The following is a 19,180-nucleotide window of genomic DNA, read 5'->3' as shown; positions in this document are numbered from 1 at the left end:
ACACTTCGTCCAATACTTTATAGAAAAAGTAAAATTTTTTATTTTACTTTTTGCTATCGGTAAATTGTGGGTCTACCAGGTTAGCTTTCATCATATTCTGGTAATATTGGTTGACCACTTTCTGACTGCTGCGGACTTTTCGAACCTGACCTTTTATCGCTGTAAACTTCTGTTCCATCAAAACTTTATTTCTTGCTTCCTGCCCCTGAACCGTTGCACTTTTCGCAGTCAGAGAACGTATCAGATCCTGCATGGTCTTGATTTCATCACGGTATTCCTCTTTGTGGTTCGTCAAATCATCACGAACCTTTTGGAATACCTCATCGAAACCATCGTCTAATTTTTCCAGTTCCGCAATCAGTTTTGCCTTTTCTTCCACTGTCTTATCAAAATCATCCGGGTCAAGCGACGGGTCTTCTAACTCTGTCTTCTGACGCTGGTTGATAATACTGATGGATTCTAGCACCTGTTCTTTTTTTCTTAAACTTTGTATTAATATTGCTATATAGGGATTCTTGCTCATTCAGGTCTCCTCTAGTTCGGACGCTTCATGACTTCCTTCCAGGTATCACGCATGGTACGCAAATGTTTTAACACTTCCTCTAAGATGTCTTTGTCCTTTTTCATGTTTGCCTCAATCAAACGTTGAAGCAGATATTTGTACACATTATCAAAGTCTTTTGCAACCGGATATTTAAAGTTCAAAGTCCCCTGAAACTCTTCAATAATCCGTTCCACCTTCATAATGTTATCATGTGCCTTGTTAAAATCTTTTTCTTCCACCGCTGCAATTGCAATATTGCAGAATTTGATTGCGCCATCATAAAGCATTAACGTCAATTCTCCCGGTGAAGCAGTCTGAATCTTGTTGTTTGCGTATGCAGCATATCCCCGATTTGCTAACATGTTCTTAACCTCCGTGTTATCGATATTCTTAGCTTCCTAATATATTGGATAAGGATGATGTCTGGCTGTTTAATTTTGATAAAGCCGTCTCCATTGAGGAGAACTTTTTGTAGTAATAATCCTCTTTTTCCTGCAATTTATCTTCCCATTTGGAAATCAATGTGGTGTAATCGCTGTATTCTGAAGCCATCTCTTTATCATTATACACCTTATATACACTACTGATAGTAGAAGATTTCATTCTGGCATCAATATTTTTGTACAATCCGTCTGCCAACTGCTGCATAAAAGATACAACGGAATCCGGATCTTGTGTAATTGCTGCCATCAGCTTATCTGCCTTACCAGATGTTGCAGTATCATCTTCATCTCCATCGATGTGGTAAGCATACTGTTCATTCTCAGCTGCATTCAAAAATCCTAATGTGCTGATACCAAACGATGATAAATTGTAAGATTTTCCATTGATGGTATAACTCTTTGACATTGCTGCCGTCATACCATTCATAACGCTCTCTAAGGTGTCATCACGGCGAAGCAAGGACGCTTTAATCTTTTCTTCCCATTTTTCTACCTCAGTATCACTCATGGCATCTTTTTCATCATCTGTCAATGGCTCATAACCTTTTGCAGAATCCGCATTGTACAAGGATGTAATCTCATTGATCAGGCTGTTGTACTGTGTCAGCATGTCCTTAATCTTATCGTAAATTCCCTGTGTATCTGTATTGACCGTCACATTGACAGCAGACTGTTCTGTTGCATCATAGGAAGAACCTGTCACACCTGTCGCGTTGATGGTCAGACCATTGATGGAAAAGTTGTTCGTAGATCCTGTATATTCTGCTCCGTTGACATAGATGGTTGCATCCTGTCCTTCAATTCGTGTTGCACCTGCACTAGAGGCAATTGTGACACTTCCGGTTGCAACCTGATGTGCATAATCCACCTTCTGCTGCAATGCTGCAAGATCATTATCCGTCATCGTTGCCGTAATCTTGCTGTATTCGCTCAACGTCTGATTTGCACTTGCAATCTCTGCCTCATTTGTGGATACTGTGCTCTCATACTCTGAAATCTTTGTAGCTACATCCGTAGTTCCACCAGCAGCATTTGTATCATCAATCTCTTTAATGAGGTTTCCTAACTCCGTATTATTTCCACTCTGTGAACCAAGCGAACTTACCGTAGACAGATTTTTTTTGAATGTATTTAGGGCGTCGCTATCGGCGACTGTCTTGGTGGTCTCTGAGCCATCCTTTCCCTTGACAGTCTCTGTCTTGCTCATGCCAAACTCGATTGCAAGTTCCTGTAACTTTGCATCAGCAGTCATAAGATTTTCGGTGTCTAACGCCTCTTTGGTTACGGTATAAGTTCCATTATCATTATAGACACCACCTGTAATCACATTACCGTCTGCATCGGTATATTCACCGGTTGCTTCATTATAAGAGCCACCTGTATACTCCTTGACATTGGTGTATTTCTTAGTACTCTCATCATAGTTGTACAGAGCACCGTCATTATCAACCCATACATTGGTAAGACTCGCCTTCTGCGCCAGCGCAACCATCTGGTTATAATCATCCTTCTTAGCTGCATCTGTTGCAAGTGATGCAACCTGGTTCACAGAATTTAATGCCTTTGCATAGGAAAGTGCACTGTTGTAGTTCTGATTCTTTGCCGTAAGATTTGTAACTGTATTTGTTGCTGTTTTCTTAGCGTCACGGATTGATGCAAAATCTTGTCCATAATATTCATTGTTCAAATCTTTGTAAGCTTTGGTATCGGAAGATGTCACAACGGATAACTTCAAATCATTTATTAATTCCGTTCCTTTTGCATCTGCTCCTGTTAATGTAAAGTCATTAGCAGCCCCGGATTCTTTTGCACTGATGTAGAATCTTCTGTTATTTTCATCGTAACTTGCATTCACACCGGCCTCTTTTAGGTTGGTAACAAACTCGGATACTGTCGTATCTGCTGATACTGTAATATCTTTGGAAGAGCTTCCGGTTCCTACTGTAATCTTACCTTTGCCAGAAAATCCAAGTTCGCTCATCTTTGTAGAATATGTTACACCGCTGCTTAGCTGACCACCTGTTAAGTATCCGGTCTTTGCAAGCTGGGTTACCTGAATACTGTAAGATCCGTTAACCGCTTTGCTGGATGCTGTTACAGATGCTTTTGTCGTATCTGAAATAGTAGCTGTCTTCATGTTGTAAGCAGAACTTAACTTCATGTTACCAACATTGTTATAGAAGCTGTAAATCTTGGAGTTCAACGTCTTCCATGCATCCTGCTTCCATGCTAATTTTGTCTGTGCTTTTTTATATTTATTTGTCTTATAACTATATGCGGATACTAATGCTGAAATAATAGATTCCGTATCCAGCCCTGAATTTAGACCTGTAATTCGAATTGGCATATTATAAAACCTTTCCTTTCTACGAAAAACGCATCAGCGTTTCTCGTCAACCATAATTCCTGCTATCTCCCAGACTTTTGCAATCATGTCAAGTGTTTCTTCTGGTGGATATTCCTTGATTACTTCCTTTGTTGTCTTGTCTATGATTTTAATCATGACACGATTTGTTTTCTCATGAATTCCAAAAATGGCTTCTGAATTGGACATTTTTTCATTCATTTCACTGAGTGCATTATCAAGCTGCGCTCCCCGAAGTGCTTTCACTTTTCCATCCACTTCATCATCCGTCTGGGTAGCCTTTGTCTGACCTTTTGTGTTATAGGCTCCCTGCCCGGAATATACTGCATCTCCTATATTGCTTCCAGTTCCTGTATCCTCTACCTTTTTGGTTTTTGTTGTCGGTGCCGTACTTCCCTGATAGGACACCTTTGCAGTACCGTTCTTCACTGCTTCCATTTCCACTTCTATCACCTCCGTGTGACATCACAATTGCATCTTTCTATGAGTTATATCGGAATTATTTACCGTTTCTTAACCTTATTAAAACAGATTCTTTAAGGTTTCCGGGTCTGCGAGGTTCTTCATGGCTTCCTCATTCTCCTTTTGAATCTGTACATAGACCTCTTTTCGATAAATAGGCACTTCCTTTGGTGCTGATATTCCAATCTTAATCTGGTCTCCGCGAATCTCCAATACCGTAATCTCGATGTTGTTGTTGATGACGAGTGATTCGCCTTTTTTTCTTGTTAATGCCAACACGCCTATTCACCTGCCTTCTTGTTCTGATTCAATTTATATTTTACCGGATAGTCATCCTCTACAATAATCTGACATCCCTTCATGGTTGCTGTGTTGATAACAATCGGTGCCTTTAAGTTTGCACTTGCTTCCTTGACATCCTTTGGAACCGTTACCGTAACCAGTACATAAGTATCTTCCGGTGTCATCTCGCCAAGCGTCTGAAAAAGTTCGTCATTGACAGTCGGATTGTAATCTTCTTTCACAAGCTCCGGACGCATCACCGGAAATGCCAATGCCTCCTCTTCCATGGACTGAAGCCACATGATTTTTGCTTCTTTTCCTTTTTCTTCATTAAAAATCAAAGCAAATTTTTTCAACTCCGGAAAACCAATCATCCCTTTTTCAATGGTGATGATTTTGTCATCCTCAATCTCAATCTCCCCAAAAAATCTAGTATTCGCTTTCATTGTCTTCCTCCATCCTTCTACCTGAACCACTCAGGAATAAGAGAGCACTTTTTTCAAGAAAAAGTGCTCATTAGAATCAATTATAATTGTAGTTTAAAGATAATTCAATAAACTTGTTTTATTTAGGTAACTTGCTGCCTGCAAGGAAGCATCGTACGCATTATAAGCTGCTGTGTAATCGATGATTACATCGGAAAGTTCCTTATCCTCGTTTGAAGACTTCAACTCTTCAATCGTGGTCTGCTGATTTTCCACACGGTTTTTAGTAAGGTCTAATCTGGTTCCTTTACTACCGATTGTGGTGTATGCAAGATTTACCTGTTTTAAATAGCCATCAAAATTGCCGATATAGGTGTTGTAAAGTTTCTGCATATTATCGTCTGCATAGTCAGCTTCTTTCTTGGCTGCGTCTAACCAGGACTGTAATTCATCCTTGAAACCTGCATACTGTTCTTCTTTCATCATATCTTCGATGGTGGAAACCTTATTGTTTGCATCAATCGCTGCCTGAACTGCATTGACAAGTTCATCCACATCTCTTCCGATAGATGCGTCAAAAACATCCGAACCGTTCATGTTAACGGTCAAGGTCTGACCTGCCGCTACAATATAGTTAATATCCTGTGCAATCTCTTTTCCATTGTCATCATACTTCTTATACTCAACGGTATCGGTTGCTGTCGGGTTCTTCCGGTATGTACAGTTAAAGTAATATTCCGGACGAAGTTCTCCTTTGTCAAATCCGGTTTTCTGATAGGTCATATCAATGGTTGCGTAATCATCTTTCATTTTTGAAGAAAGATTCTTACCAAGGATTAATTCTCCGGTTTCTTTGATAAATACAGCTTTATTAGCATCTACTGTATGTGTTCCGCCGGCTCCCTGTGCCCAGTCATCCATTGTATCGTATAGCGTAACTGCAAAGTCTGTCGGGGTGGTCGCTCCGTTTGCGGTATAGCTCATCTTGAATGTATCACCGTTTGTACTGTAAAGCTTCTCATTTCCGGCATTATCTTTTCCTTTGATTCCGCCTGTAATATCGGAATACGGAAGACGGATACGGTCAAACACTGCCTCAGTCGGGTTGGTGGTTGCTCCGGTTCCGATTCCTGCTGCTGAAGTTGGAACGGTTACCTGACCAGTATAATAGCGGTTCTCCTGAATGGAACGATAATCAATCGTCTGATCGATGGTATAGGTCGTTTCATCCTCATCCGTCATAAATGTAAGATTACTGTTGGTACGATATCCGGTAAAAACAGTTCTTCCTGCATAATCTGCATTACCCTCAGAGTAGACCTGTTCCCGCAATGCCTGAAGCTGTTTTAAAATGGTATTTCGATCGTCTGCGGTCAGGGAATCGTTTGCCCCATTAACACACTGTGTACGAATATCCGTCAAAATATTTTTCATATTTTTGATTGCAGTCTCTGTTGTATTCAACCAAGACTCTGCATCCGGAATATTGTTGTCATAATACTGATTGATTTCGCTTAAGCTGCTGCGAAGACGAAGCGCACGAATTGCAATAACCGGGTCCTCGGAAGGACGGTCAATCTTCTTTTGGGAAGACATCTGGTTATTTAAATAGCTTACGCTCTCTTTATTAGAATTGATGTTGCCGGTTGTCTTACTCAACATCATATTGTTCGTTACACGCATCTGACTTTCCTCCTATCTCTCTTTGTTATACTCCTGTTTCCTGAATCAGTTTATCGTAAACTTCTGTCAGAACCGAAACCATCTTTGAAGAAAGATTATAAGCGTTCTGGAATTTTACAAGGTCAAGTGCCTCTTCATCCTGATCCACACCCGAAACGGATGTACGCTGGGTTTCGATTGCGCTCGCAATGTTGCTGAAATTATTGTAAAAAATCTGGCTTTCCTGTGCATCTACCGAAATATCGGAATAGATACAGGACAGGAATGCATCTGCTTTTCCACTACGGAATACGATGGTATCACTCTTTAATAAGGCAAGTTTTTCCGTCAAGTCATATGCATCTGCTCCATTGGCGATGTTCTCTGTTGTAGCAAGTTTCGTCGGGTCCTTGGTACATACATCAGAAATCTTGATATTGCCTGCAGTTAGTTTATAATAACTGTCCATTCCACTTGTGATTGTGCTATCTTTGTATTTATCGGATAACTTGTAATCAACCTCTTTTCCATCTAAACCGTCACAGGTAAAGAAAGAATAGTAGTTGGTATTCATTCCGTTCAAATCCTGTGCACCACTGCCGGTCGTATCACCATCTTCTTTTCCGGACAGAATATCATTAAACATCGAGCAGAAAGAGCGAAGAAACTCATTCATCTGTGACATATAGTAAGGAATTCCCATGGTATCAAGAGAGGTTCCAATAGATGCCTCTTTTCCAAACATTTTGGATGTCTCAGTTTCTGACAGTGTATCCTCTAATGTAAATGTATAAGATGTAATATTTCCATCTGCATCTGTCTCAAACGTAAAACCAGAGTAGTTGTAATCTTTGCTGTTAATGGTAATCACACCGCTCTCTGCCATGGAAATGGCATTGATATTCGTAATGGATGGATTATCAATCGTAATCTTGGTTCCGTTTGCTGCGGAGGTTGTTGTTGCAGAAACTTTTCCGGTGAAGTTCTCGCCGTTATTTCCATCCCGGATATCCAGCAAACCTCTTAAGGAGCCAGACATTCCTTTTCCGGATATGTTGAATTTATTTCCGGTGGAAGTCCAGTAAATATTGTATAGTCCATCGCTGTCGGACTGATTAATTTTATTCTTCTGTGCCACACAGGTAAGTGTCTCATAATCGTAAGTGTCAACCAATGTCTCGCCGTTGATTTTCACGGTGTAGTAGCTTGCACCGGTCTGCATATCCGGGTCATTGGAGTTGACAACCGGTGTTTCATTCACGGTAACCGGAACAATTGCGGAAAGCTCGTCTACCAAAAGTGCACGCTGATCACGAAGCTCATTTGCGTATCCGCCCTGAACCTCAAGAACATTAATCTGTTTATTCAAAAGTGCAATCTTCTCTGCAATCGAGTTAATATTATCAACCGTTGATTTAATCTCCTGATTACAGTCATCCTGAATCTTGGTCAATCCGGTTGCAACACTGTTGAAGTAGATGCATAAATTTTGCGCTTTTGAAATAAACTGTTCTCTTGTACTGGAATCACTTGCATTGTTTTTCAAAGTATCCAGTGCGTTAAACATTTTATTGAAAATGGATGTAAATCCCTCTTCCGTATCATCATCAATAAAATAGTTTTCAATCTGCTTCATATAACCCAACTTCGTCTCATAAAGCCCGAGCGAAGACTGGTTGAACCAGTATTTGGAATCGTAATAAGAATTTCGAATCTGCGTGATGGAGGTTGTCGTCACACCGGTTCCTGCTGCTCCGTATTTTGCATACACACGGATGGCATCCGATGCGGTACGATTTGCAACCTGTCTGGTATAACCAGTTGTCTGCACATTCGAAATATTGTTTGCAGTTGTATTTAATGCAGCCTGGTAGGCACTTAAGCCTGAGGATGCAATGGTTAATCCAAAAAATGTAGATGACATATGACTCTCCCTATCCTAACTGTGTCAGTAAAATCTCAATCATTTCATTGATAACATTAATAAATCGGCTGTTTGCATTGTATGCATTCTGATATTTAATCATATTGGTCAATTCTTCATCGGAAGAAGTTCCCATAACCTGCTGTCTCTGATTGTCAACGGATGTGACGGTTCCAGAAAGGCTGGTTGCTGTCGTATCATAAACCGAGCCTAATGTTGCCATCTCTCCAATCATCGCAGCATAATATTTTGCAAAGGAATAGCTTCCGGTGTCGTTTGGATTCAGCGTAATCTTGCTGTTCTCCCAGATAGAAGCTAATTTTTCTCCCAAATCATAATCAATACTTGCCTTCTCTGTATCTGTGGCATCCTGCTTCAAATGCGGAAGTCTTGAAGAAAGTTCCTGTAACGCTTCGTTGGTATTCGTTGCGTCAATTGTGTACATCTTGGATTTATCTGTCAAATCTTCCTCATTGTATACATAATACACAGTTCCATCGTCCGCTTCGTACTTGGTGTAGCGTTCGGTTCCTACTCTACAGAAAAGTTCCTGTGGTGGAAGTGTTCCATCTGCACCGGTATCGCAGTTCTCTGCGTCCAAAATCTTGGTTCCCGCTGCAAGTGTTACGGTATCTCCTGCCTTGGTTGTAAATGTGACATCTGCATCCAATGTCTTATTTGGGCAAAGCAAATCATTTACGCCGGTTGCGATTGCATGGAATAATTTGTCAAGTTCTGCCTGTGCGGTTAACATAACAGAATTTCCAGTTGCCACAGATGTTCTGGTGGACTGATTGTAAGTATCGTAATCAACGCCCTCGATATCTCTGTAATCTGCGATTCGCTCTCCTCTTGCCAGAAGAAGCGCCTTCACCTCTCCGATATTTGTGTTCTTTTCGGAGGCGATTTCTACGGAGTAATCATAAACTTCTACATATTTATCATGTTCTGTATCGGAAAGCTGCGGCCAGTATGGTGTGATAAATCCGGTAAGCTTGTCTACTTTTTTCCCGATTTCATAACATTTGGACTCGTCAATAAATTCCTGACCCTCCAGGCTTACTTTTACGAATCCGTCTCCGGTTTCTTTATAGGAAATATTCGCAAGTGCAGAGAGCTGATCCAATGCCTTATCACGCTCATCGCGCAATGTCATGGCAGTCTCAATACCGCCAGCCTCTGTCTTTTGAATCTCTAAATTCAATTGATAAATGGTTTTTCCCAGTTCGTTAATCTCATCAATATCATCTGAAATCTGTGTATTGATGTTCAACTGGTAATTCTGAAGTCCCGTATATACTGCCTGTGTACGTGAAAGGAATAGTCCCGCCTTCTGTACCACCAGATTCTGGTTTGTACTTTCCGCCGGATCTTTTGCAAATTCCTGGAATGCTACCCATAAGTCATTCAAGCCTTCCTGGAATGCCTGTCCCTGTAATTCCTGATAATAGGTATATACTTCATTGCACGCATCATACGAGGCTGCATAGAATGCCTGTCGTCCTGACTCGGCACGATAAGATTTATCTAAGAAAACATCTCTTGCATGAATAACATCACTGATGGTTACACCTAATCCCGCCTGCTGCTTACTGATGGCCGCTGTGGAATTAAATGTCGTATATCCAGCATCCGCAAAACGTGTCTGCTGGCGCACATAACCTTCGGTATCGATATTTGCAAGGTTGTTTGATGTTGTATTTAACGCGTTTAAACTGCTTTGTAATCCTGATTTTCCAATGTACAGGCTGCCAAAACTATTTGCCATGGTATCGTCTCCTCCTTACTTGTTATTGTTTTGCATCGAAGCTTCCGCCTCCCAACAGTTCTCCTGTTGTATAAGCGTTCTTATTGTAATTTGCTGTTTCAGGTGCCTGTCGCATGCTCTTTAACAAAGTAAGATCAAATTCCACCATTTCCATCGCCTGTTTTAAGAGTTCTTCGTTCTGCTTGTTTATCAATGCCATTTTCGTTCCTGCCTCAAGCAAGCGTTCCCGCATATCTGCAAGGCGTTCCTGCTCTTTTGGCTGATTCTCTAAATAGCCTACCATCTTCTGGACGGTCATCTCTTTCGGATCTTTTCCCAGAACAGTTGCCATATCGGTAAGTACCTGATTCCTCTTCTTTGCCAGATTGGCAAGTACACTCGCCGCATCCTGTTCCTTTGCTGTAATCTCCTGAAGTTCTGGAATCTTTGCAGCAACAATCACTTCTTTCTTGGTCTCTCCAAGCTCGCTAAGTTCTTTATACTGTTGTTCTTCCTTCTCCAATACATCCAAAAGATCTTCCATTAAACTAGCCACGATTTTTCCTCACTTTACATAAATAATGTCTGGTATTTTTCTAATAATTTGCTCGCGAAATCTCCAGAGTTCACTTCATAATTACCAGAATCTACTTTTGCTTTAAGCTGTGCAACCTTATCTTCCCTGATATCTGAAGCTTCTGCTACCGCCTGCTTAGCAATCTGATAATCACGTCCGGTCTGTGAAATCTGCACTTCATCGCGACCCTTGCTGATACTGCTCGTATTCTTCGCAACAGCTGTCTGTGATGTCTTATAAATCTGGGCGACCTGATTATAAGTTTCAATACGCATAACGGTCTCTCCTTTCTAAATTTCTTCCTTGAAATTTCTGCTTAAAAAAAGCTTTTTAAACGTTACACAGTATTTATCGGATGGATTTTTATTTTCATTAGCGGATTTGCGAAAAAAACGGAGCAATCACGACACCTGGGAAACTCCAGTGTCTTGATTGCTCCGTTTTTCATAAATGATATTAGATATTTAATAAATCGCTAAATACTTTCAATGCTCCGTCTGTCTCATGTGCAAGAACGCGTTTTGCAAGGACTTTACCAAGCTGTACGCCTTCCTGGTCAAAGCTGTTGACATTCCATAAGAATCCCTGAAACATAATCTTGTTCTCAAAGTGAGCCAACAATGCACCCAGTGTCTTAGGATTTACTTCTTCACCGATGATGATGCTGGATGGACGTCCGCCTTCGAAGTTCTTGTTGCGGTTGTCATCTGCTTTACCACAAGCAAATGCTACAATCTGGGCTGCAACGTTTGCGCAGAGTTTCTGCTGGCTTGTGCTTCCCTGAATCACAACATCTGTGTTCATCTGGCTGTTCTTAAATCCAACGAACTGAAGCGGTACAATGTCAGTTCCCTGGTGAAGCAGCTGATAGAAAGAATGCTGTCCGTTTGTTCCTGGCTCACCGAAGATAACCGGACCTGTCGGGTAGTTCACTGGCTCACCGAAACGGTTTACAGATTTACCATTGGATTCCATATCTAACTGCTGAAGATGTGCCGGGAAACGATTTAATGCCTGAGAATATGGAAGTACTGCTGTACTTGGATATCCTAAAACGTTACGTTCGTAAACACCGATTAAAGCGTCCAACATTTCCGGGTTCTTTGTGATGTCTTTGTTCATCGCAAGTTTGTCCTCTGCTGCTGCACCCTCTAAGAACTGTGCAAACACTTCCGGACCGAATGCCAAAGATAATACAGCACCACCAACTGCGGATGTAGAGGAGAAACGTCCTCCGATGTAATCATCCATGAAGAATGCTGCTAAGTAGTCATCGCTCTTTGCAAGTGGAGATGTCTCACTTGTAACTGCAATCATATGTTTGGATGCATCCAAACCTGCGTTCTTTAATGCATCTTTTACGAAAGATTCGTTTGTCAATGTCTCTAATGTTGTACCGGATTTGGAAACAAGTACAAAGATAGAATGTGCAACATCGATAGAATTTAAAACGGCTGCTGCATCATCAGGATCTACGTTGCTGATGAATTTTGCTTCCATTTTAAATAAGTTGTTCTTCTTTGCCCAGTTCTCAAGTGCCAAGTACATAGCACGAGGACCAAGGTCACTACCACCGATACCAATCTGAACGACTGTTGTAAATTTCTCACCGGCTGCGTTTGTGATTTCACCGGCATGTACTTTATTTGCAAAATCTGCGATTCTGTTCTGCTGTTCTACATAGAAGCTGCGTTTGTCAACGCCGTCTGCCTCTACTGCATTGCCTAACTGGCCACGTGTCATGTGATGAAGTACAAGACGGTTCTCGCCTGTATTTACAACTTCACCATTGTATAAAGCTTCGAATTTCTCTGTAAGCTGAGCTTCCTCTGCTAATTTAGAAAGAGCTGCTAATACGTTATCATCAACCTGTTTTGCTGCGTAATTGTATACAAGGCCTTCTGCCATTGGTACGCTATATTTTTTTACACGGTCTGCACCGTTATCTCCTGTCATTGCCTCTACAAGGTTCACACGTGCTACTTTTGAAAGCGCGTCGAAAGAAGCAAGTGTATCCAGATTCTTCCAGTTTGTCATGATTTTCCTCCTCATATGAAATATACCTAATTTAAATATTCAACTTCTGTGATTATACACTTAAATTAAGGCAAGTTCAAGACTATGAAAGGACATTTCTACTCCTCATAGGCAAACGTTTTTAAGAAGCGTTTTGCTCTTTCGGTCTGCGGATTTGCAAAAAATCCTGCGACGTCGTCGGTCTGTTTGACAATCTCTCCTCCATCCAGGAAAAGAATCCGGTCTGCGACCGCTTTTGCAAATGCCATCTCATGCGTGACAATCAACATGGTAGAGCCACTTTTGGCAAGTTCTAGCATGGTCTCAAGCACTTCATGTACCATCTCCGGATCGAGTGCCGCCGTAACTTCATCAAAAAGCAGTACTTCCGGGTGCATGCAGAGTGCTCTTACAATCGCAACCCTTTGCTTTTGTCCACCGGAAAGCTGTCTTGGATAGTAATCTTTTTTGTCCGCAAGACCAACCTTATCGAGCAGGGCAATCGCTTCCTTTGTCACTTCTTCCTTGTCCCTTTTTTGTACTTTTCTTGGCGCAAGCGTTATATTTTCCAACACCGTCTTATGTGGGAAAAGGTCGTAGGACTGGAACACCATTCCAATTTTCTGACGAATTTTGGTGATTTCCTTGCTGTCCGGCTCCACCGGAAGGTTATCGACTGTGACAACACCGCCCTGAATCTTTTCTAATCCGTTCAGGCAGCGCAAAAGCGTACTTTTTCCGCACCCGGACGGTCCGATAATGACAACTACCTCCCCTTTTTTCACGGAAAAGCTGATGTCTTTTAGCACGACATGATTTTCATATTCTTTATGTAAATGATTTACTTTTACTAATTCTTCCATTCTTATGCCCACCTTTTTTCTAAATAAGCTGCAAGCCGGCTGATTGGCCAACAGACAATAAAATAAAGGAAAAATACAACTGCAAACACACCAAACGCTGCATTCGGCGATGTGTTCCGGTTGGCTTCAATAATCTGCTGTGCAACTTTTAACACTTCCACGATTCCAATCATCAATACCAGAGATGTCGTCTTAATCATTCGGGTAATCAGATTAATGGAAAGCGGTATCAGTCTGCGAATCGTCTGCGGCAAAATGACTAACGTATAAACCTGTGTCTTGTTCATTCCGAGTGCCATTGCAGACTCGTACTGAATCTTTGGAATACTTTTTAAAGAGCCACGGACAAGGTCGCCCATCTCTGCGGTTCCCCAGAAACAGAATACGAAAATTGCCGAAAATTCTGCCGACAAATCCCAGCCAAACACACGTGTTGTTCCAAAATAAACCAAAAACAACAATACCATCTGTGGCATAATTCTTACAATTTCAAGATAAACCCGAAGCACTGCCCGCAAAATCTTTTTCTCGGACGTCATAAGAACCCCAACGATAAGCCCTAGCACAATACTGATGATGACGGAAATCAGACTGATTTCAATGGAAACCCATAATCCTTGCAAAATGCGTAAAAAGTTTGTGCCTTTGAACAGGACATCAATCCCCAAACTGTGCATAGCGTACCCTCCTTTCGATGATGGTTCCTAGGATGGAGACCGGAAGCAGCATGAGCAGGTAAAAAACAACCAGTAAAAACAGGCTTTCAACCGTTTTTGCATACATACCAATCAAATCTTTTGCGGTAAACATTAAATCCATCAGACTGATGGTGGAAAAGACAGACGTCTCCTTCAACAGGAAAATGACATTTGCCAAAAGTCCTGGTATACTGATGGAAAAAGCCTGTGGCAAAATCACGTGTACAAACACCTGACCTTTGGTCATTCCAAGGCTTAACGCACTCTCTGTCTGGATTTTGTCAATTGATTCCAATCCACTTCGGAATGTTTCAATCATGTAAGCGCCGCCCAAAAGGCCAAGTCCAAGTAAACCGCACATTTCGGCTGAAATCTGGATTCCAATCTTCGGAAGTGCAAAATACAAAAAGAAAAGCTGCACCAGAAGTGGTGTATTCCGCAATAATTCAATGTATACTGTGATAATGGTTTTTAAAACCGGCACTTTAAAATGGAGGACAGCAGCGCCCACCAGTCCGATTACAAACGCGACTGCTATGCCCTGCCATCCAATTTTCAGTGTTAAGATAAGTGCATTTTTAAATAATGGAAGATATTCTGCAATTACATTTACATCCATAGTTCTATTACTCCGTCTTTCCGCCCTCAACTACAAGTGTATTCTCATACTCCTGTCCGTATGTGTCAAGCAAGGTTGCCTCATAGTCTGCATGGAAAAAGTTTTCATTTCCAAGGCTTTCAATTTCATCATTAATCCAATTTAATAAGGTGTCATTCCCTTTTGTGACTGCTGGTGCAATCGTATCTGCATCCCCTAAGGATGGGATTCCAACGGTATATCCTGGATTTTCATTTGCAAAAGCGATTACTTCGGTATTATCGTTTGCCCATGCAACACCGTTTCCATTTTCAAACGCTGTCTTTGCTTCTGCGTAGGCATCGTATTTCTGTAATTTGATGTCCGGGTAATTCTTGGTCAGATAAGTTTCTGCTGTTGTTCCGGAAATGACAATCACCTGGTCATCTGCGCCGATATCATCTAAGCTTGTTACCACTGCATTATCTGGAGAGACAACACCTAGTGCAACATTCATGTATGGAAGTGCAAAATCAACTTCCTGCGCTCTTTCCTCTGTTACTGTAAAGTTTGCAAGAATGATATCTACTTTTCCAGTCTGGAGATATTCGATTCTGTTTGCTGCCTCTGTGGAAACATAGTTGATTTTCACGCCGAGGTCTTTTCCAAGACGCTCTGCAAAATAAACATCATATCCGGCGTAATCACCGTTTTCATCCACATAACCAAATGGGCTCTTATCGGAAAAGACGCCGATGTTGATTTCTCCACTTTCTTTGATTTCATCAAGGGTACGATATCCTGCATCCTTAGAACCGCCGTTTGAAGATGTTTCTGACTTTGCAGAACCGCAGCCTGCTAATAATGCTCCTGTCAATGCTGCAATTGTGACTGTGCTTACCAGTTTTTTCCATAAATTCTTTTTCATATAAGTACCTTTCCTTCCTTTGGATTATTGCTTGTGAATTTTTTCACATTTACTCCTCATATCTTAATGTATGTTTTTTGTGCGTTTTGGTAACGCTTATGCACTCTTTTTTTCAAATTTTTTTGTAACTGCCTGGGCAAGTGCTTGATGTCCTTCTGCCGCCATGTGTTCCTGATCTTCCTCGGACGGCTTTGCGATGTCGGATGCCGCCAAGAAATCGCATCCGTATTGTCTTGCTAATTTTTCATAGACTTCTTTTAATTTCTTTGAAGTTTTTACAGATTCCTGGTCAAATTCCGGATCAAATTCTTCTTTATAAACCTCTTCCCCTAAATGAATGGGAGACATCAACAGGATTTTGATTTCGCTGCTGAAATTCTGAATCTGGCAAATGAGCCGCTCCATCCCTTTTCCAATGACCTGCGGTGACGCTTTGTAAAGTGACTTACAGTCGTTCGTGCCAAGCATTAAAATTACGGTGTCGACCGGTGCGTGTGTCTCAATCAGCGGAATCAGAAAATCAATTCCTTTTCTGCCCGGCCTTACGCTGTCCTCAAAAACGGTTGTCCGACCGACAAGTCCTTCTTCTATGACTTCATATCCTTTTTCCTTTAAATTCTCTCTTAAGATTCCCGTCCACCGGACTTCTGGTGGATATCTGCCTCCATCCTCCGGGCGATAACCAAACGTGTTGGAATCGCCAAAACATACGATTGTCTTCATTTATTCATCCTTTTTCTATTCGATTTTTATAAAACGATGAGGCATACGCTTTGACGCTTTCTCATCGTTGCCACTGTGCCTGCGCAAAAGAAAAGCCTGGGAGACTCCCAGGCAAATGGTTCAAACTTACGTCTGCTTTACGGGCGCATGACAAGATTGTCATAGACGCCCGGCACATCCGCTGCCTGGGAGAATAGCATTCGACACATACACATACAACATCCATTTCCTACGTTATCTCTTCTCATCTTGTCCTGCTCCTTTCCTTTGATGTTTGTTATCATACTCTTTTATTCCTACTATGTCAATAGGTTTTGTATGTTTTTTATTTCTAAAAAATAATCCTGCTTGCAGGATTCTCCGCCTGCGGCGGGTCGCATTTGCGACATTGTTCAACTCCGCCGCAGTGCGATCCTTGTGGAGCTTTTTTATGTAATAGGAACGAAATTTCCTATTACATAAAAAAAGCCACTTGGACTCACAGGTTGTATAAAACCAGTGTCCAAGCGGCTTTTGTGATTCTGCATTCACCTTTTACGAAACTATGTTTATTGCAAAAATCCAGGTTTCCAGACTATTATCTCAACGTAAAATGTGAAGTTTAGCATCTACAATTCTTTCTTTGATAATGGCTTCAGGTAATTCTTTTTGAGCGTTCTCTCGTCATTGAAAAAATATATTTCTGACTTTGATAACAAATGATTCTCCATCTTTAGTTCCGTTAGCTTAAGTGTACATATCAAATCTGCAACCTGAAACAACCTATAATCGGCCGGAATCACCTTACAGAATTCAACATTCTCTAGCAACGCATTAAAAACGGATGATAAAATCCTTGTTACCTCCACTTGTCCATTATCATAATATATCTTAACCGTATCATAATCGCAAAAGAAAGCATAATTATCTCGAATGAATACTGCTAATTGCTTGCTAAGCTTTCCTGTTGCTTCTATGGAATCCTCTATATGTTTCTTTTCTATGTATATTGACTTAAAGTTTATATCCAAACGACGTACAAAGCTCATCATTTTCATAATAATTTTTTGTCGTTCTTTTAAGTCATATCCTCGGTATTCTTCTTCCGATCTTATTACCGGCCCGGCATGAACACTGTGTTTTGGCCATCCAATATTGCTGAGTTCATTCTCAAATTTTTTCATATCATCACTGATATCAACAGATTGATCATGTAATACTATAGATATAATATAAAATGGTGCATGATAATCATATTCCCCAAAATCGCCGGATTCATCTACAAAAATACTTAACTCTTTCATTCATCCCTCGTATAATAAAAATGGCGGGTGTCTTACCCGCCGTTTGGTGGACCCGGGTCTTTCGACCAGCCCATATATATGATGTGCATACGCACAACAAATCTACATCTGTACAAATAGTATATGCGATTATTAAAAAAAAATCAATTGCTTGCACACTATTTTTTGTTTTGTCAGAAAGATTTTAAAAATCAAAATCCTCGTAATCTTTCGGCAAAAATCTGTGGTAAATGATATGGCCTCCCTCGTCTTTGAAGCAATAATAGTTGTTGTCGTTTCCTTCCGTGAAGCGAATCAAGATATCAAACTCCCCGTGTTCTGCCGGTTCAACCACACATGATTTTTCCTGTGCATGGAAAAATTCTTCTATCTGCTGTAAGGTGGTGCCATGTTTTCCAACCAGTTCTACCAGTTCGGCTAAGAACCGGTTACCGGCTTTGTGAGTATGCACATGCTCCGAAAAATCTTCTCCAAGGTAAAAGCAGAAACGCTCTTCTTCCTTGGAAACTTTTACTTCGCCGCAAATTTTTTCTACATAAGCCGGGAAGGCTATTAAATAAGAAAGCATTTCTTCTGTATCAAGCGACGTATTTAAAATATGGTTGAGTGAACTTAACGGATAATAGAGCCGGATTGCTTCTTTATTGTAGCCAAGCTTTGCCTGCTCCTCGACCACCATGTCAACCAGATTACATTTCAAGTCATGATAACCGTTTTTTCCTTTTTTCCCAGCTGCATTTGAGGAACTGCCCGTGCTGTTTGATAAATCTTTCACAATCTCACCTGCGATCATAAGACCTGCCACCGCCGGAACAAATGCGGTACTTCCCGGAATATCGCGTCGGTCTGTGCATTTGTGTTTTGCCCCTGGTGGGCAGATACAGTTCGTACGACAACTGATTGACATATCATCAATTGGACGGATTGGCTGTTCATCCGAATAAACGACCTTCAAACTTTTGACGTTTCTTTTCTTTAATTCTCTTCGCATCACGCGTGCGAGCGGACAAACTTTTGTCTTATAAATATCAGTCACCTGGAATCTGCCCGGATCCAACTTATTTCCAGCTCCCATCGCACTGATGACCGGAACACCAAGTCCTTTTGCACGCATGATAATCTCAAGCTTTGCCGTAACAGTATCTACTGCATCCACCACATAATCGTACTCCTCAAACGGGAATTCGTCTGCATTTTCCGGCAGGAAAAAACATTTATGAACATGCACTTTTACATCTGGATTGATTTCCAGCATACGCTCTTTCATCACATCTGCTTTATATTTTCCAACGGTTTTTCGCGTCGCAATAATCTGTCTGTTTAAGTTTGTCAGGCAGACTTTATCATCATCAATCAGGTCAAATTCCCCGACTCCGCTTCGCACCAGGGCTTCGCAGACATAACCGCCGACTCCGCCGATTCCAAAAACTGCTACTCTGGATGCCTTTAACTTTTCAATTGCCTGTTCTCCAATCAGCAATTGCGTTCTTGAAAATTGATTTAACATAAAAACCTCGATTCTAATTTTAACTATGAGGAACTTATTTTTCCTCGTTACTCGCACAAATAAAGAAGCAGAGTACTTTCGCATCTGCCTTGTTATCCTACTAATCGGGTAGGTTTTCTATATTTTACTATCCATACCTGCTGCTGTCAATTCT

General features: G+C 41.1%; 20 protein-coding genes and 1 pseudogene. All 21 read right to left on the bottom strand.

Translation table 11 applies throughout. The annotated features are described in order from the left end of the window. Positions 1-43 precede the first annotated feature (43 nt). Positions 44-523 carry a flagellar export chaperone FlgN gene (gene flgN / locus BIV16_RS13835; protein WP_075680110.1) on the bottom strand — a complete coding sequence of 160 codons (480 nt, stop codon included), beginning with the start codon at positions 521-523 and terminating at the stop codon, positions 44-46. Between the two features lie 11 nt (positions 524-534). Beyond that, on the bottom strand, positions 535-906 hold the full coding sequence (fliS, locus tag BIV16_RS13830; RefSeq protein WP_075680111.1) for a flagellar export chaperone FliS: 372 nt from the start codon (positions 904-906) through the stop codon (positions 535-537). 28 nt (positions 907-934) lie between these two features. Next, a complete protein-coding gene (gene fliD, locus BIV16_RS13825) occupies positions 935-3,334 on the bottom strand; it encodes a flagellar filament capping protein FliD (protein ID WP_075680112.1) in 2,400 nt (799 codons plus the stop codon). Positions 3,335-3,367: 33 nt separating this feature from the next. After that, positions 3,368-3,796 (bottom strand): flagellar protein FlaG, encoded by a 429-nt coding sequence (locus BIV16_RS13820; protein ID WP_075680113.1) that lies wholly within the window; start codon positions 3,794-3,796, stop codon positions 3,368-3,370. Between the two features lie 78 nt (positions 3,797-3,874). After that, complete coding sequence (gene csrA, locus BIV16_RS13815; protein WP_075680114.1) at positions 3,875-4,093, bottom strand: carbon storage regulator CsrA; 219 nt, start codon at positions 4,091-4,093, stop codon at positions 3,875-3,877. Between the two features lie 2 nt (positions 4,094-4,095). Then, positions 4,096-4,542: a flagellar assembly protein FliW gene (gene fliW, locus BIV16_RS13810; protein WP_075680115.1), complete on the bottom strand. Its 447-nt coding sequence runs from the start codon at positions 4,540-4,542 to the stop codon at positions 4,096-4,098. A gap of 93 nt (positions 4,543-4,635) precedes the next feature. Beyond that, positions 4,636-6,204 carry a flagellin N-terminal helical domain-containing protein gene (locus BIV16_RS13805; protein ID WP_075680116.1) on the bottom strand — a complete coding sequence of 523 codons (1,569 nt, stop codon included), beginning with the start codon at positions 6,202-6,204 and terminating at the stop codon, positions 4,636-4,638. A 25-nt stretch (positions 6,205-6,229) separates the two neighbouring features. Next, positions 6,230-8,107 carry a flagellar hook-associated protein FlgK gene (flgK, locus tag BIV16_RS13800; RefSeq protein ID WP_075680117.1) on the bottom strand — a complete coding sequence of 626 codons (1,878 nt, stop codon included), beginning with the start codon at positions 8,105-8,107 and terminating at the stop codon, positions 6,230-6,232. Between the two features lie 10 nt (positions 8,108-8,117). Further along, positions 8,118-9,875: a flagellar hook-associated protein FlgK gene (flgK, locus tag BIV16_RS13795; RefSeq protein ID WP_075680118.1), complete on the bottom strand. Its 1,758-nt coding sequence runs from the start codon at positions 9,873-9,875 to the stop codon at positions 8,118-8,120. 22 nt (positions 9,876-9,897) lie between these two features. Beyond that, complete coding sequence (locus BIV16_RS13790) at positions 9,898-10,410, bottom strand: flagellar protein FlgN (protein WP_242940349.1); 513 nt, start codon at positions 10,408-10,410, stop codon at positions 9,898-9,900. Between the two features lie 14 nt (positions 10,411-10,424). After that, positions 10,425-10,706 (bottom strand): flagellar biosynthesis anti-sigma factor FlgM, encoded by a 282-nt coding sequence (gene flgM, locus BIV16_RS13785; RefSeq protein WP_075680120.1) that lies wholly within the window; start codon positions 10,704-10,706, stop codon positions 10,425-10,427. 181 nt (positions 10,707-10,887) lie between these two features. Beyond that, the gene (locus BIV16_RS13780) at positions 10,888-12,468 is read right to left on the bottom strand and encodes a glucose-6-phosphate isomerase (protein ID WP_075680121.1); all 1,581 of its coding nucleotides are present in this window, start codon (positions 12,466-12,468) and stop codon (positions 10,888-10,890) included. Positions 12,469-12,566: 98 nt separating this feature from the next. Beyond that, complete coding sequence (locus BIV16_RS13775; protein ID WP_075680122.1) at positions 12,567-13,310, bottom strand: amino acid ABC transporter ATP-binding protein; 744 nt, start codon at positions 13,308-13,310, stop codon at positions 12,567-12,569. Positions 13,311-13,312: 2 nt separating this feature from the next. Further along, a complete protein-coding gene (locus BIV16_RS13770; protein ID WP_075680123.1) occupies positions 13,313-13,987 on the bottom strand; it encodes an amino acid ABC transporter permease in 675 nt (224 codons plus the stop codon). Then, a complete protein-coding gene (locus BIV16_RS13765; RefSeq protein WP_075680124.1) occupies positions 13,968-14,627 on the bottom strand; it encodes an amino acid ABC transporter permease in 660 nt (219 codons plus the stop codon). The genes BIV16_RS13770 and BIV16_RS13765 overlap by 20 nt, the downstream gene beginning before the upstream one ends. Positions 14,628-14,634: 7 nt before the next feature. Next, positions 14,635-15,513, bottom strand: coding sequence for a transporter substrate-binding domain-containing protein (locus tag BIV16_RS13760; RefSeq protein WP_075680125.1), 879 nt, complete (start codon positions 15,511-15,513; stop codon positions 14,635-14,637). Positions 15,514-15,609: 96 nt separating this feature from the next. Further along, on the bottom strand, positions 15,610-16,236 hold the full coding sequence (locus BIV16_RS13755) for a GDSL-type esterase/lipase family protein (protein WP_075680126.1): 627 nt from the start codon (positions 16,234-16,236) through the stop codon (positions 15,610-15,612). Between the two features lie 137 nt (positions 16,237-16,373). Beyond that, positions 16,374-16,520 (bottom strand): hypothetical protein, encoded by a 147-nt coding sequence (locus tag BIV16_RS13750; protein WP_159435927.1) that lies wholly within the window; start codon positions 16,518-16,520, stop codon positions 16,374-16,376. Positions 16,521-16,844: 324 nt separating this feature from the next. Further along, positions 16,845-17,519 (bottom strand): DUF3800 domain-containing protein, encoded by a 675-nt coding sequence (locus BIV16_RS13745; RefSeq protein ID WP_075680127.1) that lies wholly within the window; start codon positions 17,517-17,519, stop codon positions 16,845-16,847. 184 nt (positions 17,520-17,703) lie between these two features. Next, positions 17,704-18,198 carry a DUF3877 family protein gene (locus tag BIV16_RS15785; protein ID WP_242940361.1) on the bottom strand — a complete coding sequence of 165 codons (495 nt, stop codon included), beginning with the start codon at positions 18,196-18,198 and terminating at the stop codon, positions 17,704-17,706. Between the two features lie 81 nt (positions 18,199-18,279). Then, positions 18,280-19,026 (bottom strand): annotated as a pseudogene (locus BIV16_RS15780) (tRNA threonylcarbamoyladenosine dehydratase); the annotation flags it as partial. Positions 19,027-19,180 lie beyond the last annotated feature (154 nt).

This window comes from Roseburia sp. 831b, from assembly GCF_001940165.2.
Classification (GTDB): Bacteria; Bacillota; Clostridia; order Lachnospirales; family Lachnospiraceae; genus Roseburia.
This window is presented reverse-complemented; position numbering and strand designations above follow the sequence as displayed.